General features: G+C 58.6%; 16 protein-coding genes. 8 read left to right on the top strand and 8 right to left on the bottom strand.

The window, feature by feature from the left end; genetic code table 11:
• The first annotated feature begins 11 nt into the window (after positions 1-11).
• Positions 12-557 (top strand): carboxymuconolactone decarboxylase family protein, encoded by a 546-nt coding sequence (locus ACR0K4_RS11275; protein WP_480854025.1) that lies wholly within the window; start codon positions 12-14, stop codon positions 555-557.
• Here the strand turns inward: ACR0K4_RS11275 and mnmA are convergent.
• Positions 554-1,699, bottom strand: a complete 1,146-nt coding sequence (gene mnmA, locus ACR0K4_RS11270) for a tRNA 2-thiouridine(34) synthase MnmA (RefSeq protein ID WP_480854024.1) — start codon at positions 1,697-1,699, stop codon at positions 554-556. The genes ACR0K4_RS11275 and mnmA overlap by 4 nt on opposite strands.
• A gap of 130 nt (positions 1,700-1,829) precedes the next feature.
• Between mnmA and sciP the strand changes: the two genes are divergently transcribed.
• The 5 genes from sciP to ACR0K4_RS11245 all read left to right on the top strand — a co-directional run bounded on the left by sciP (position 1,830) and on the right by ACR0K4_RS11245 (position 7,628).
• Positions 1,830-2,123: a CtrA inhibitor SciP gene (gene sciP / locus ACR0K4_RS11265; RefSeq protein WP_480520326.1), complete on the top strand. Its 294-nt coding sequence runs from the start codon at positions 1,830-1,832 to the stop codon at positions 2,121-2,123.
• An 89-nt stretch (positions 2,124-2,212) separates the two neighbouring features.
• On the top strand, positions 2,213-2,929 hold the full coding sequence (gene ctrA, locus ACR0K4_RS11260; RefSeq protein ID WP_480520328.1) for a response regulator transcription factor CtrA: 717 nt from the start codon (positions 2,213-2,215) through the stop codon (positions 2,927-2,929).
• Positions 2,930-3,054: 125 nt separating this feature from the next.
• A complete protein-coding gene (ligA, locus tag ACR0K4_RS11255) occupies positions 3,055-5,307 on the top strand; it encodes an NAD-dependent DNA ligase LigA (RefSeq protein WP_480854023.1) in 2,253 nt (750 codons plus the stop codon).
• Entirely contained in the window at positions 5,304-7,394 is a 2,091-nt protein-coding gene (gene recG, locus ACR0K4_RS11250; RefSeq protein WP_480854021.1) for an ATP-dependent DNA helicase RecG, read from the top strand. The genes ligA and recG overlap by 4 nt, the downstream gene beginning before the upstream one ends.
• A gap of 111 nt (positions 7,395-7,505) precedes the next feature.
• Complete coding sequence (locus ACR0K4_RS11245; RefSeq protein ID WP_480520334.1) at positions 7,506-7,628, top strand: hypothetical protein; 123 nt, start codon at positions 7,506-7,508, stop codon at positions 7,626-7,628.
• A gap of 182 nt (positions 7,629-7,810) precedes the next feature.
• On the opposite strand, the gene ACR0K4_RS11240 is transcribed toward ACR0K4_RS11245, so the two are convergent.
• Positions 7,811-8,449 carry a MarC family protein gene (locus ACR0K4_RS11240; protein WP_480520336.1) on the bottom strand — a complete coding sequence of 213 codons (639 nt, stop codon included), beginning with the start codon at positions 8,447-8,449 and terminating at the stop codon, positions 7,811-7,813.
• Between the two features lie 53 nt (positions 8,450-8,502).
• Positions 8,503-8,955 carry an iron-sulfur cluster assembly scaffold protein gene (locus ACR0K4_RS11235; protein ID WP_480854020.1) on the bottom strand — a complete coding sequence of 151 codons (453 nt, stop codon included), beginning with the start codon at positions 8,953-8,955 and terminating at the stop codon, positions 8,503-8,505.
• A 48-nt stretch (positions 8,956-9,003) separates the two neighbouring features.
• Here ACR0K4_RS11235 and hisI point away from each other — a divergent pair, with 48 nt between their 5' ends.
• Complete coding sequence (gene hisI, locus ACR0K4_RS11230) at positions 9,004-9,393, top strand: phosphoribosyl-AMP cyclohydrolase (protein ID WP_480520340.1); 390 nt, start codon at positions 9,004-9,006, stop codon at positions 9,391-9,393.
• A gap of 58 nt (positions 9,394-9,451) precedes the next feature.
• On the opposite strand, the gene gluQRS is transcribed toward hisI, so the two are convergent.
• The 4 genes from gluQRS to ACR0K4_RS11210 form a co-directional block, all read right to left on the bottom strand.
• Positions 9,452-10,297 (bottom strand): tRNA glutamyl-Q(34) synthetase GluQRS, encoded by an 846-nt coding sequence (gluQRS, locus tag ACR0K4_RS11225; protein ID WP_480854019.1) that lies wholly within the window; start codon positions 10,295-10,297, stop codon positions 9,452-9,454.
• A complete protein-coding gene (locus ACR0K4_RS11220; protein ID WP_480854018.1) occupies positions 10,294-10,908 on the bottom strand; it encodes a class I SAM-dependent DNA methyltransferase in 615 nt (204 codons plus the stop codon). The genes gluQRS and ACR0K4_RS11220 overlap by 4 nt, the downstream gene beginning before the upstream one ends.
• A 37-nt stretch (positions 10,909-10,945) precedes the next feature.
• Complete coding sequence (trmFO, locus tag ACR0K4_RS11215; RefSeq protein WP_480854017.1) at positions 10,946-12,286, bottom strand: methylenetetrahydrofolate--tRNA-(uracil(54)-C(5))-methyltransferase (FADH(2)-oxidizing) TrmFO; 1,341 nt, start codon at positions 12,284-12,286, stop codon at positions 10,946-10,948.
• A gap of 251 nt (positions 12,287-12,537) precedes the next feature.
• Positions 12,538-13,323, bottom strand: a complete 786-nt coding sequence (locus tag ACR0K4_RS11210) for an enoyl-CoA hydratase (protein ID WP_480854016.1) — start codon at positions 13,321-13,323, stop codon at positions 12,538-12,540.
• 58 nt (positions 13,324-13,381) lie between these two features.
• On the opposite strand from ACR0K4_RS11210, the gene ACR0K4_RS11205 reads away from it, so the two are divergent.
• Complete coding sequence (locus ACR0K4_RS11205) at positions 13,382-13,825, top strand: PaaI family thioesterase (protein WP_480854015.1); 444 nt, start codon at positions 13,382-13,384, stop codon at positions 13,823-13,825.
• A gap of 57 nt (positions 13,826-13,882) precedes the next feature.
• Here the strand turns inward: ACR0K4_RS11205 and ACR0K4_RS11200 are convergent, their stop codons facing one another.
• Entirely contained in the window at positions 13,883-14,110 is a 228-nt protein-coding gene (locus ACR0K4_RS11200; protein ID WP_480520352.1) for a DUF1127 domain-containing protein, read from the bottom strand.
• Positions 14,111-14,175 lie beyond the last annotated feature (65 nt).

Raw genomic sequence — 14,175 nt, 5'->3', positions numbered from 1 at the left:
GGAGATTGCCGATGACCCGAATCCCACCCCTGAACGACGAAGAAATGACGGACACGGCCCGCGCCGCGCACGCGGCATTGGCCGATTATGGTTCTTTCGACAATTGGTCTCGGGTCGCGGCCCATTGCCCGCCGGTGCTGGAACATGTGACGGGCATGCTGACGACCTTGCGGGCGCAGGACAACCTGCCTCGGCGGGCGCTGGAATTGGCGATGGTGACAGTGTCCAAACTGAATGCCTGCGACTACTGCGTCTCACACCATACGCCCTGGCTGACCGTGACGGGGCTCAGCGCTGAAGGTGCAGCGCGCCTGCCGGATGTTGAGGATCACCCTGAACTGGATGCCTGCGACAAAGCGGTGGTGCGCTATGCCGAGGCGGTGACGACACGGTCAGGCCGGATGCGCGATGCCGAGGTCTCGGACCTGCGCAAATGGTTCAGCGATGCCCAGATTGTCGAACTGACGTGGCGCATTACCCTGACCGGGGCCTTCAACCGTTTCAACGACGCGCTGCAAATCCAGATCGAAACCGAGGTGGATCCGGTTTCGGCCTAGTACCCGCGCCAGATCCAGCCGCCGCCAAAGATGCGGCTGCCGCCGGTTTCGTAGAACACGCAAGCCTGACCCGGGGAAATCCCTTCTTCGGGGGTGAACAATTCCACCTCGGCCGTGGTATCAGATAAGGGCCTAATGATCGCCTCACGCGGGGGGCGGGTTGAGCGGACCTTGACCGAAACGTGCCATTCCTTTTGCGAGGTAAATGGCGCGTCACCCAGCCAGTTGATCTCGCGCACCGGAACGGTCCGGGTGGCCAGCATCTCTTTCGGGCCGACGACAACCTGTTTCTTGTCCACGTCCAGCTTGACCACATAAAGCGGCTCGCTCAGGCCGCCGATGCCCAGCCCGCGCCGTTGGCCAATCGTGTAATGGATCACACCGTCATGCTGCGCCAACACGCGGCCATCGGCATGAACGATCTCGCCCGGTTCAGCCGCGCCGGGGCGCAGCTTTTCGATGACGCTGGCATAGTTGCCATTGGGCACGAAACAGATGTCCTGACTGTCCGGCTTGTCTGCGACTGCCAACCCGTATTGCGCCGCCATCTCACGCGTGGCGTCTTTCGAGGGCAGGTGGCCCAGAGGAAAGCGCAGGTAATCCAACTGCTCAGGCGTGGTCGAGAACAGGAAATAGGACTGGTCGCGGTTGGCATCCTCGGCGCTGTGCAACTCGGGGCCATTTGCGCCCATCTTGCGCTGGATGTAGTGCCCGGTCGCCATGCAGTCAGCCTCAAGGTCCTTGGCCGTTTCCAGCAGGTCCTTGAATTTCACACGCTCATTGCAGCGAATGCAGGGCACCGGGGTTGCGCCCGCCAGATAGCTATCGGCGAATTCGTCAATCACCGCGTCTTTGAAGATGTTTTCATAGTCCAGAACGTAGTGCGGAAAGTCGCGCTCTTCGGCCACACGCCGCGCATCATGGATATCGATCCCCGCGCAGCACGCGCCTTTCTTGGCCAGAGCCGCACCGTGGTCATAAAGCTGCAGCGTCACGCCCACCACGTCATAGCCCTGATCAGCCAGATAGGCCGCCACGACCGAGCTATCGACACCACCGGACATGGCGACAACCACCCGCGTTTCCGAGGGCGGTTTGGCAAAGCCAAGCGAGTTCATCGGGGCGTCTGTATCGAGGGCCATAACGAGTCCAGTCAGGATTAAAGAAGACCGGCAGAATATAGGAAAATCTTAGACACTCTCAAGGGGCGGTTTCACACGACGTTAAGTACACTGCGCTCAACTTTGTCGCAGCAAGAAAAGGGCCGGAAAGATGTATTTGCACAAAGTTGAGGGGCCAAGATCAGTCACTTTGCCGGATGGGTCGGTTCTGACCCGCGCCGATCTGCCGTCGCCGGATACAAGCCGCTGGGTGGCGTCGCGCAAGGTCATTGTCGTCCGGGGGGTGTTGTATGGGCTCATCTCATTATCTGATGCCAAAAAGCGCTATGGCATCAGCGATGAGGAATTCAACAGCTGGGTAGCAGCGGTTGCGGAACACGGTGTGGACGCTTTGAAGGTCACCACGCTAAAAAAATATCGACAACTTAAAGATGAAAGTGAATAAATGATTCAACGGTAACGTCAGATTAACCATTTTTGATCAGGCTCGGGTTGGACAGAGAATTTTGACCCGGAAAAAATTGGAGCAGTAGAATGCGCATCCTTCTTGTCGAAGACGATCCAACAACGTCCAAAAGTATCGAACTGATGCTGACGCATGCCAATCTGAATGTCTATGCGACAGACCTTGGTGAAGAAGGGATCGATCTGGCAAAGTTGTATGATTACGACCTGATCCTCCTGGACCTGAACCTGCCGGACATGAACGGGCACGAGGTTTTGCGGCAGTTGCGCATTGCCAGGGTAGAAACACCGATCCTGATCCTGTCGGGTGCGGATGACACGGAAAGCAAGATCAAAGGTTTTGGGTTCGGGGCGGATGATTATCTGACCAAACCGTTCCACCGAGAAGAGCTGGTGGCCCGAATCCATGCGATCATCAGGCGTTCCAAGGGGCATTCCCAATCTGTAATCCATACCGGCCGCATTGCGGTGAACCTGGATGCAAAGACCGTGGAAGTCGAAGGCAAGACAGTGCATTTGACCGGCAAGGAATACCAGATGCTCGAACTTCTGAGCCTGCGCAAGGGAACCACCCTGACGAAAGAGATGTTTCTGAACCATCTGTACGGCGGCATGGACGAGCCGGAGCTGAAAATCATCGACGTCTTTATTTGCAAGCTGCGCAAGAAGCTCAGCAACGCAACAAATGGCGAGAATTACATCGAAACCGTCTGGGGCCGCGGATATGTCCTGCGCGATCCACAGTCCAACACCATGGATGAAACCCGAATGGCCGTCAGCGCCTGATCCCGCACGTAATCTGCCGTCGCTGGTCCAGGGCGGCACCCACACTCACGGCTCAGCACACTACTGGACCTTGCCATGGCCTCGCCCTATCACTGAGGTCCAAGAAGACGTGACAGGGCGAGGCCATGAGCGACACCATCCCGGTATCAGAGTTGAGCGAAGATCAAGCGCGGCAAGAACTGGCGCGTTTGGCCGTCGCGCTGCAGCGTGCCAATCAGTTCTACCACCGCGACGACAGCCCCGAAATTTCGGACGCGGCTTATGATAGGCTCAAGCAACGAAACGCGGCAATCGAGGCGCGCTTTCCCGGCTTGAAACGTACCGACAGCCCCTCTGATCAAGTGGGTGCGCGGCCGGCGGACGGGTTTTCCAAAGTCACGCATGCCGTGCGCATGATGTCGCTGGGCAACGCGTTTGACGATGCCGACGTCGCGGATTTCGATCGTTCCATCCGAAAGTACCTCGGCCTGCCCGAGGCGGAGCCGCTGTCTTACACAGCAGAGCCCAAGATTGACGGCTTGTCCTTGTCTCTGCGCTATGAAAATGGCCAGCTTGTTCAGGCGGCCACCCGCGGCGATGGCGAAGTGGGCGAGAATGTCACGGCAAATGCGCGAACCGTCTCGGATATTCCCCAGCAGATCCCGGATGCTCCGGCCATCCTCGAGGTTCGGGGCGAAGTTTACATGTCGCATCAGGATTTTGATGCGCTGAATGCCCGACAGGCGGAGGCGGGTGGAAAAGTCTTTGCAAACCCGCGCAACGCGGCGGCGGGATCGTTGCGGCAACTGGATGCCGAAATCACCAAATCGCGCCCCTTGCGCTTTTTTGCCTATGCATGGGGTGAGGTGTCAGCGCCTTTGGCGGAAACCCAGTCAGGCGCCATCGACCGCTTGCAGAGATTCGGATTTCAGGTCAATCCGCTGACCCGCCAATGTGGCTCAACCGGCGACATGCTGGAGCACTATCGCAGGATCGAGGCACAACGCGCCACGTTGGGTTATGACATCGATGGCGTGGTGTACAAGGTCGACGATCTGGGGTTGCAGGCTCGGCTCGGGTTCCGCTCGACGACACCGCGATGGGCCATCGCACATAAATTCCCGGCGGAACTGGCGTGGACGCGGCTCGAGGCGATTGACATTCAGGTTGGTCGCACCGGGGCGCTCAGCCCTGTTGCACGGTTGCACCCGGTGACGGTGGGCGGCGTCGTGGTGTCCAACGCCACTTTGCATAACGAGGACTACGTTGCAGGACGGGATGCGAAAGGTGGAACCATTCGCGACGGCAAGGATATTCGGATCGGTGATTGGGTTCAGGTCTATCGCGCTGGTGACGTGATCCCAAAGATCTCGGATGTGAACCTGTCGAAGCGCCCGGATGGCGCGCAGCCTTACCTGTTCCCGACCGTATGTCCCGAATGTGGCAGTGCCGCCATCCGCGAAGACGGAGACGCCGTGCGGCGATGCACAGGTGGATTGATCTGCCCGGCGCAAGCCGTGGAAAAACTGAAACATTTCGTGTCGCGCAAGGCGTTTGATATCGAAGGTCTCGGGGCCAAGCAGATCGAAATGTTCCACAGTGACCCGGTGCTGCCGATCAACACGCCTGCGGACATCTTCACGCTGCAAGCGCGTGACGCTCAGAGCATATCGCGCCTGAAGAACCGTGACGGTTGGGGGGATACCTCTGCCGCCAACCTGTTTGCAGCCATCGACGACAAGCGCAACATTGCCTTTTCACGTGTATTGTTTGCCCTGGGCATCCGACATGTCGGAGAGGTTGGCGCGCGCGATTTGGCGCTGTTTTATCGCGATTGGGACACGATGGCGCAGGCGATTGATGCCGCGCGCCCCGCCGCTTTGGCACAGCGAGCGGCAGATCAGGCTGAGGAGCAAGAACGTGCCGCCGCCGCCAGTGAAGGCCGGCGGGCGAACATCAAAGAGGCCCGCTTGGCAGTAACCAAAACATACGACCTGCCGGACTCTGCTGTGACCGCCTGGGCAGAACTGATTGGCATAGACGGTATCGGGGCGACCTTGGGCCTGTCTCTCTCGGACGCTTTCGCCAATAGGGATGAGCGTAAAGCATTCGATGATCTGCGCGCGCATCTTACGATTGTTCCGCCCGAGGCCCCGGCATCGGAAAGTCCGGTTGCGGGGAAAACGGTTGTGTTCACCGGGACGTTGGAAAAGATGACGCGGGCCGAGGCCAAGGCGCGGGCCGAGGCATTGGGGGCCAAGGTCTCAGGCTCGGTCAGTCAGAAGACCGACCTTCTGGTTGCAGGGCCGGGCGCGGGTTCCAAGGCAAAGAAAGCTGCGGATCTTGGGATCGAAACGTTGGACGAAGATGGCTGGTTGCAGCTGATCGGGGATGCATGAGCGGTCGCCCCGAAGAACTGTTTCCCCTGTTTGCCCGGCTGGAGACTCTGGATGGCATAGGCCCAAAAACGGCGCAACTTATGGGCCAATTGGGGATCGAGGCACCGCGTGATGTGCTGTTTGCCTTGCCCTACGCTGTGATAGATCGCAGGCGGCGTGACACGATTCAGGGCGTGGACCTTCCATCCACGATAACCGTTGAAGTTACCATCGGTCCGCACCGGCCTCCGCGTACCAAGGGCGGAGCGTATCGTGTGCATGTCGAGGATAGCCAGTCGGATTTTCAGTTGGTGTTTTTCCATGCTCGGGGCGACTACTTGAAAAAGGTTCTGCCCGAGGGCGCGCGCCGCGTCGTATCCGGCAAGCTTGAGCTGTTCGATGGCATGGCCCAGATGGTGCACCCGGACCATATGGTGCCCGTGGATCAGGCCGGAGCGTTGCCCGAGTTTGAGCCGGTTTATCATTTGACACAGGGTGTCACGCAGAAAACCGCGTTCAAGGCGGCGCGCAGCGTCTTGGCCTGTGCGCCCGAACTGGCGGAATGGGCCGACCCTGCACAGGTGGCCAAACAAGAGTGGCCCGCATGGCATGACGCGGTTCACGCTGCGCACGCACCGCAGGGGGCCGATGATGTGGCACCATTCGCGCCCGCCCGCGAGCGGCTGGCATATGACGAGTTGCTGGCGCATCAATTGACGCTGGCTCTGGCGCGGCAGCGAGAACGAAAGGCACGCGGCATTATCAGCGTCTCAACTGGCGCGCTGCAATCCAAGGTACTGGCCAGCCTGCCTTATCGGCCGACAAAAGCGCAGTCGCGCGCGATTGCTGAAATTTCAGCAGACATGGCGTCCGAGGCGCGCATGAACCGGTTGCTGCAGGGCGATGTGGGTGCCGGGAAGACTCTGGTGGCATTCATGGCGCTGCTGGTTGCCGTCGAGGCCGGGGGGCAGGGCGTCATGATGGCCCCCACGGAAATCCTCGCTCGCCAGCATCTTGAAGGCTTGCGCCCGCTGGCCGAAGAGGCCGGAGTTGTGTTGGAGATTTTGACCGGGCGTGACAAGGGGGCCGAACGCCGGGCCAAACTGGAGGCCTTGAAACGCGGCGACATTCACATTCTGGTCGGCACCCATGCGGTTTTTCAAAGCGACGTGGAATTTCACGGCCTGCGGTTGGCGATCGTAGACGAACAGCACCGGTTTGGCGTTCGGCAGCGTATGGAGCTGTCAGACAAGGGGCAGGGGGCGGATGTGCTGGTCATGACTGCTACTCCGATTCCACGCAGTCTGGCCTTGGCGCAATACGGCGACATGGACGTTTCGGTTCTGGATGAAAAACCACCGGGGCGTAAACCCATCAAAACGGCAATTATCAGCACGCAGCGCATGGACGACGTGGTCTCGCATCTGCGCCGGGCCATTGATGAAGGCAAACAGTGTTACTGGGTGTGCCCTTTGGTGGACGAATCCGAGGTCTCGGATCTGACCGCCGCAGAAGAGCGGTTCAAAAGACTGCGGGCTGTGCTTGGGGATGACGTTGTTGGGCTGGTGCATGGGCAGATGCCTCCGATTGAAAAAGATGCCGCGATGGCGGCATTTCAGAGCGGGCGCACCAAGGCTCTGGTTGCCACGACTGTGATCGAGGTCGGCGTCAATGTACCGAACGCCACAATCATGGTGATTGAACGGGCTGAGATTTTCGGGCTTGCCCAATTGCATCAGCTACGGGGCCGTGTCGGGCGTGGCGCGGACGCTTCCACCTGTTTACTTATGTATCAGTCTCCGCTCAGCGAAGGTGGTCGCAGGCGGTTGGAGGTTCTACGTGAAACAGAAGACGGGTTCAGGATCGCCGAAACCGATCTGCAAATGCGCGGCGCCGGGGACCTGATCGGGACCGCGCAATCCGGATTGCCGAAATTCCGGATTGCCGATCTGGAACGGCAGACCGGCCTGATGGCGGTTGCGCAGTCGGATGCCCGGGCGCTGCTGTCTGCGGACCCGAAACTGACGTCCGACAGGGGTCGCGCCGTGCGCGTTCTTTTGTGGCTGATGAAACAGGATCAAGCGATCCGTTTGATTTCAGTGGGTTAAGCTTGATTTTTCAGAAAGCTCACAAATGTTCTCATAAAGTTCTTTACCGACTCGGAAAAATATGAGAACAAAAGGTCAACAAAGAGTTAAATCCCGACCGGAGGTGAGACCATGCTGACCCAGATAAAGACCGCGTTCAGCCGTTCGCAATCAACCATCCTGCAAGATGCGATCGGTGCGGTTTCCCTGGTTGTCATGCTGGTGGTTGCCCTTCACCTGCCAACCGGATTCTGACCCTTTCTGCCTGCGATCTCGTGCCGATGACCCGTGTTTGTCGTCCCCATATGACAAGGGTGACCTGCCTGTCCCATACCCTTTGAAGGGGCCAGCCTCGGCCCCGCGCGGTTCTCTGGACCCCACGCGAGACACGCATGACCTGCCGCCGCCCTTTCCGCCCGGAAGGTGCGGCGGCTTTTTTATAGCTGCCCGGTTCTGAATATCTCGAGCAATGCAGAGAGTACGGAATTCACGGCAACCGAAGCCAGAATCATGCCCATGACGCGGCTAATGATGGCCGCGCCGGAATGGCCGATCCAGCGAATGATGGGCTCGGCCAACAGCATCAGGACAAAGGCAATGGCGATCACGCTGAGCATGACCAAAGCAGTGATCCCCTGATCTGCCGCGCTGTAGCGATTGTTGTCGGTCAGTATGACGATGGCCAGCATGGCGCCGGGCGATGCCAAGGACGGCACAGCCAATGGAAATATCGCCGGGTTGTGCTGATGCATTTTGTCGGCCTGATCCTCTTCCGCCTCTCGAGCCTCGACATCCTGTTTGCTTTCGCCAAAAATCATGGTGAGCGCAAAAAGGAACAGGATGATACCGCCTGCGACCTGAAACGAATTGAGACCGATGTCCAAGGCCTCGATCAGAAGCTGGCCAAACACCAAAAAGAACATAAGAACACCGGCACTGATAAGAGCGGCCAACAATGCGGTACGCCGGCGCGCTGCGGCCTCGACACCGGCTGTCACGGCAATGAACACCGGAATGGTGCCGATGGGATCGATAACCACCCAAAGCGTAACAAAATGTTCCAAAAGATTGTTCAAACCAAAGCTCCCTTAATTGTAAGGAGCCTAGACCGGAACGCTGAAAAACACCATCAGGCGCAATCGGCCTGCTCTGCCTGTTCCATCGCCTCGGCGGTTGCGTCCAGTGCCAGCAAGATTGATGCGTGACGGTTCTTGTAGTCGCGCGCGGGCATTAGAACTTCGAGCCCGTCAAACGGCGCGTCAGGGGCGGGGCCGTCTTTCTTGAGCATGGCGGACAACTGATCGCGGGCGGTTTCAACCTGCGCCCGTGTGGCGCCTATGACAGCGCTGCCTACAACCGAAGCCGAGGCCTGACCCAGCGCGCAAGCTTTCACATCCTGCCCGAATGCCGAGATCTTCCCGTCCTCTACCTTGACGTCGACAGCCACGGTCGAGCCGCAAAGCGGAGCGCGTTTTTTCACGGTCGCATCCGGGTTTTCCAGACGCTCCAGATGCGGGATGTCCGCCGCGAGCGCAAGAATGCGGCCGGAATAGAGCTTGATCAGATCGGTTTCGCCGCTCATGGCTTTCCCTCTTTGCAGGTTCCCCATACATAGTAGCCTGACTCGGGGATGCAAAAGGTTTTTAACATGTCGGCAACTGTGGCGTTTGATGTGTCGAGCTTGAAGTTCAACGAGGCCGGGTTGATCCCGGCCATCGCGCAGGAAGAAGGGACTGGCGAGGTTCTGATGATGGCCTGGATGAATGCCAAAGCCGTCCAGCGGACCCTGGAAACGGGTCGGGTCACCTATTGGTCCCGCTCGCGACAGGCATTCTGGGTCAAGGGCGAAAGCTCGGGTCATGTGCAGGAATTGGTGGATTTTCGTGTCGATTGTGATCGCGATTGTCTGTTGGTTCTGGTGCGTCAGACCGGGCCTGCATGTCATACCAACCGGCGGAGCTGTTTTTACACGGCGATACGGGATGGGGCCGAAACCGAGTTGATGCCTCCGATGGCGTGAATGCCGCCTGCGGCGTCATGCCTTCGGCGAGAGTATTTTTGAAAAGATGAAGACCGGGTCAGAGACCGAGCATGGCTCTGATCTGTTGCGGGGTGTTGCCCTGGTCTCGGTAGAGTGCGATGGCGCGCGCATCGTCACGCTTGGCGAGACGTTTGCCTGTGTCGTCCCGTATCAGGCGGTGATGGTGATATGTGGGAGTGGGCAGTTCAAGCAGATGTTGCAGCAGGACGTGGATTCGGGTCGCTTCGAACAGGTCTTCTCCGCGGATGACATCGGTGATCCGCTGATCCGCGTCGTCGACCACGACAGACAGGTGATAGGAGCTGCCCATGTTGCGGCGCACAAGAATTATGTCACCGACGGACGTCAGGAGGTCGTTGGCGGTGAGGGGGTGCGTTCCCTGATGTCTCGGCCCGGTTTCCTGAAACTGAACAAGTCGGGTTGCATCCATGGCTTTTTGCATGTTGAGCCGCAGTACGTCTTGCGCGCGCGCATCCGTCATGGGGCGTTGCCGGCAGGTTCCCTGGTAGATACGACCGTCCGGACCAAATTGGGGCACACCTTCCTGCGGGGCGCTGGCTGCCGCCTCGATATCCGAGCGGCTGCATGAGCAGGGATAGACCAGACCCTTAGTGATCAGCTTGTCCAGGGCTTGACGGTATCGAGTGAGCCTGTCGGATTGTCGCATCACCGGTTCGGGCCATGTCAGACCGAGCCACGCCAGATCGTCATGGATTTGGGTTTCCCAGTGTGGGCGGGATCGGGATTGGTCTATATCCTCGATCCGCAGCAGTATCTGGCCGGCATTGGCCTGCGCCATATCATGCGCCAGAAGCGCAGAATAGGCATGTCCAAGGTGAAGCGGCCCTGTGGGTGAAGGCGCGAACCGGGTGATGAACGTCACGCTTTTTCTACAACATACACGTCAGATTTCATGTCGAGCCCAGGCAGATGGGGGCCATATTCCCGAAACAGCAGTCGTGCGTGCCCCATATCCAGCCAATCGTTCAGGCGGCATGTGTAGGCTCGTTCAGCGAGTGTGTGATCGTTGAAGGAAAAGGCGAGATGGCCACCTTTGGGTAAAGCGTTCATCAACAAGTCGAAGGTTTCTGGCGGGGCTGCGCCCGCGCCAATGACACCGGTTGCCACAATTACCGTGTACGTGTGAGCCTGAAGCGGGTCTGGATCGGTGATCTCGAAACTGATGAGTTTTCGGTAGACACCTTTGGCATCTGCAGCCTCAAGCATTTTCGGTGTGGGGTCCATGCCATCAATCACCCGAAACCCGGCCTGATGCAGCGCCAACCCGGACAGGCCGGTGCCGCATCCGTAGTCCAAAACCGGGATCTGGTCATCGGTGATAAAGGACCTGAGGGCCGACGCCACGCGACCCGGAGTGGCATAGCCATTCTCGCCGACTTCGTCATCGTAGGATGCGGCCCAGTTCTGATAATGATCCCGCGTGTCTTGCGGCGTGTCCAACCCGTATGTGTCTTTCAGGAACTTTTTGGTCATGGATGCATGTTAGGCCCAGCACGCATGTGCCGTCCACTCAGCAATGCGAGAGCCAGGCCGTCCATGCGGATTTGGCACGATCTGTGTAGGCCTTGTAACGGTCTTTGCGGCCTCGACGTCCACCTTTCAGACCATCGACCGGACGAAACAGTCCGAAATTCACGTTCATGGGCTGAAAAGTCTTGGCCTCGGCACCACCGGTGATGTGGTGGATCAGGGCGCCCATGGCGCTGTCTTGCGGAATGTCGGGCAGCGGAGCCCCCAGAATCTCGGCTGCCGCCATACGCCCGGCCAACAGCCCCATCGCGGCGCTTTCCACATAACCTTCAACACCGGTGATCTGACCGGCAAAGCGGATATTGGGGCGCGACTTCAACCGCATTTGTGCATCCAGCAGGGTGGGCGAGTTGATGAAGGTGTTGCGATGAATGCCGCCGAGACGGGCAAAGCTGGCAGTCTCAAGCCCCGGTATCATTCGGAACACATCCGTCTGCGCCCCGTATTTCATCTTGGTCTGAAACCCCACGATGTTGAACAAGGTTCCAAGCGCATTATCGCGACGCAGTTGCACAACCGCATGAGGCTTAACATCCGGCCGATGCGGGTTTGTCAGGCCGACCGGCTTCATCGGTCCGTGGCGCAGAGTTTCCCGGCCGCGTTCGGCCATAACCTCAATTGGCAGACAGCCATCGAAATACCCGGCGGTTTCACCTTCGTGAAACTCGGTTTTGTCAGCCGCCAGCAATGCGTCGATAAAAGCCTCGTACTGGTCGCGATCCATCGGGCAGTTCAGGTATGCCGTGCGCTCTTGTTCGGTGTCGCCCTTGTCATAGCGGGACTGCATCCAGGCCTGACTCATGTCGATGCTGTCAGCATAGACGATCGGGGCAATTGCGTCGAAAAAGGCCAGAGCATCGGCACCCGTCTCGGACCGGATAGAGGCCCCCAAGGCGGCTGAGGTCAGCGGGCCCGTGGCAAAGATCCAGTGTCCGGTGTCGGGCAGCGAGGTGACTTCCTCGTCCGTGACAGACACGCGCGGATGGTTGCGCAGCCTGGCGGTGACGGTTTCGGCAAAGGGATCGCGATCAACCGCCAGCGCGCCGCCCGCGGGCAGACGATGCGCGTCGGCGGTGCCCATGATCAAGCCATTTGCGGCGCGCATTTCCCAATGCAGCAGGCCAACGGCATTTTGTTCATCATCATCCGAGCGAAAGGAATTGGAACACACCATCTCGGCCAGATTGCCGGTCTGATGCGCAAAAGTGCCCACTTTGGGACGCATTTCGTGGATCACAACGTCCACGCCCATTTCGGCTGCCTGCCAAGCGGCTTCGGACCCGGCCATGCCGCCGCCCACGATATGCAAAATCTCAGTCATGGGCTGCCACATAGGGCAGTCACACGCCTATCGCAACAGGGGTTTCAATGGAGTTCGAGGAGGGAGGTCTTGGGGTCGCCGCTGCGGGAATGTCGCGACTGGTGAGAGAAACCAGTCAGGAGGGACCTTCCGCCTACGGCGACCCAAAAGTATCCACAAGGCCTTAGCCTTGACCCACCATTGCCACAGTGTCGCCCTTTTGAAAAGTCCAAAAATGCGAACAGTGGTCATATTTACCTAAAATAATTGCTTTATTGCTGCCAATTTGGCGGCCGTTTCTCGATAAACGCCGAGATTCCTTCTTTGGTATCACGGTCCAACATATTCTGTGTCATTACCTCGGCGGTATAGGCATAGGCCTGATCCAACGGCATTTGCAGTTGTTCATAAAACGCCTGCTTGCCGATTTTGACCGCCGCTCCCAGCTTGGACGACAGCGTTTCGGCCAGCGCGTTTGTCTCATGTTCCAGCAACATTTCCGGGACAACCCGGTTGACCAGACCAAGCTCGGACGCGCGGTAGGCATCGATGAAATCTCCGGTCGTCAACATTTCGAACGCTTGTTTGCGTGGGATGTTGCGGCTGAGCGCGACCATGGGGGTTGAACAGAACAGGCCGATATTGACGCCGTTCACCCCGAACCGCGTGCCTTCAGCCGCAACCGCCAGATCGCAGGTGGCGACCAATTGGCACCCTGCGGCGGTCGCAATCCCGTGGGGTTGGGCAATCACCGGCTGCGGCAGGCTTTGGATCGACATCATCATTTTGGCGCAACGCTCGAACAGGTCGCGAAAATATGCCTTGCCGCCATCTTCCGATTGTCGACCCTGTGTCATCTGCTTCAAATCATGCCCTGCGCAAAAGGCCTTGCCTGCGCCGGACAGAATCACCACCCGGATCGAGCGGTCCTCGCGCAGTGCATCAAGTTCCGCCTGCAGCGCGGCAATCATCTCGTCGCTCAGGGCGTTCAGCCGGTCGGGGGCATTCATCGTCAGGCGCGCAATTGCACCTGTGTCGCTACGTTCCAGAATTCCCATCTTGTCCTCCAGCCTGAATCCGGGCCAACTCTAATGCGGCAGATAACGGAGGGGAAGCATGTCATTGGCCCTAAACAAGCAAGAGCTGACGGACTACCTAAAACAGGTCTTCCCGCAGGTGCACAAAGACTTTGTGGTCGAAGCGCTGTCCGAAGACGCGATCACCATGCGACTGTTGGTCCAGGACCGGCATTTGCGTCCGGGCGGCACCGTTTCGGGTCCGTCGATGTTTGGTCTGGCTGATGTGTGTGTATATGCGATGGTGCTCGCCCGAAAGGGGCGCAAGTCGCTGGCGGTGACCACCAGCAGTTCGATGGACTTTCTGCGCAAACCGAAAGGAGATGCCGATATGATCGCCCAATGTCGCCTTTTGAAACTGGGGCGCACGTTGGCAGTCGGTGATGTCCTGATCTATTCCGAGGGGTCTGACAAACCGGTCGCGCGGGCCAGTATGACCTATTCGATACCGCCCGAAGGTTCCGTTGCTGCGGCGGCGGGATAAAAAAGGGCCGGGGCGAACCCCGGCCAGGAAGAGGTCCCAAAAGGGACTGGGGATTTCTTAACTCATCCAGAAATAGCGGCTGCTTTCTGTTCCGGCCTGATGGCGCGTCAGGCCAACATCACGAAGCAACCTGTCATCAAGCCGGCCGAGGTTAATTCTGCTGCGGCGACGTTGTTCCCATTTCGTGACCGTCGCCGCAAACCGCACGGCCAGAGCAGCAATCAACGGCAGCCGGGGACTGTCGTTCAGCAGCAGAAGGGCGGGGTTGTACGTTGCGCGTGTCATCTGGGTATCCTTTCAAATTGTATTGACACAAAGTAGAGTTGTTCGGTATATGTCCTTGATACATT

This window comes from Ruegeria sp. K11 (assembly GCF_056531905.1).
The sequence above is the reverse complement of the archived record's forward strand: the minus strand, read 5'-3'. Positions and strand labels throughout refer to the sequence as shown.

Coding starts and splice junctions, on each gene's coding strand:
- ACR0K4_RS11275 (WP_480854025.1), top strand. CDS start 12: ATGACCCGAATCCCACCCCTGAACGACGAAGAAATGACGGACACGGCC.
- mnmA (WP_480854024.1), bottom strand. CDS start 1,699: ATGGCCCTCGATACAGACGCCCCGATGAACTCGCTTGGCTTTGCCAAA.
- sciP (WP_480520326.1), top strand. CDS start 1,830: ATGTATTTGCACAAAGTTGAGGGGCCAAGATCAGTCACTTTGCCGGAT.
- ctrA (WP_480520328.1), top strand. CDS start 2,213: ATGCGCATCCTTCTTGTCGAAGACGATCCAACAACGTCCAAAAGTATC.
- ligA (WP_480854023.1), top strand. CDS start 3,055: ATGAGCGACACCATCCCGGTATCAGAGTTGAGCGAAGATCAAGCGCGG.
- recG (WP_480854021.1), top strand. CDS start 5,304: ATGAGCGGTCGCCCCGAAGAACTGTTTCCCCTGTTTGCCCGGCTGGAG.
- ACR0K4_RS11245 (WP_480520334.1), top strand. CDS start 7,506: ATGCTGACCCAGATAAAGACCGCGTTCAGCCGTTCGCAATCAACCATC.
- ACR0K4_RS11235 (WP_480854020.1), bottom strand. CDS start 8,955: ATGAGCGGCGAAACCGATCTGATCAAGCTCTATTCCGGCCGCATTCTT.
- hisI (WP_480520340.1), top strand. CDS start 9,004: ATGCAAAAGGTTTTTAACATGTCGGCAACTGTGGCGTTTGATGTGTCG.
- ACR0K4_RS11220 (WP_480854018.1), bottom strand. CDS start 10,908: ATGACCAAAAAGTTCCTGAAAGACACATACGGGTTGGACACGCCGCAA.
- trmFO (WP_480854017.1), bottom strand. CDS start 12,286: ATGACTGAGATTTTGCATATCGTGGGCGGCGGCATGGCCGGGTCCGAA.
- ACR0K4_RS11210 (WP_480854016.1), bottom strand. CDS start 13,323: ATGGGAATTCTGGAACGTAGCGACACAGGTGCAATTGCGCGCCTGACG.
- ACR0K4_RS11205 (WP_480854015.1), top strand. CDS start 13,382: ATGTCATTGGCCCTAAACAAGCAAGAGCTGACGGACTACCTAAAACAG.
- ACR0K4_RS11200 (WP_480520352.1), bottom strand. CDS start 14,110: ATGACACGCGCAACGTACAACCCCGCCCTTCTGCTGCTGAACGACAGT.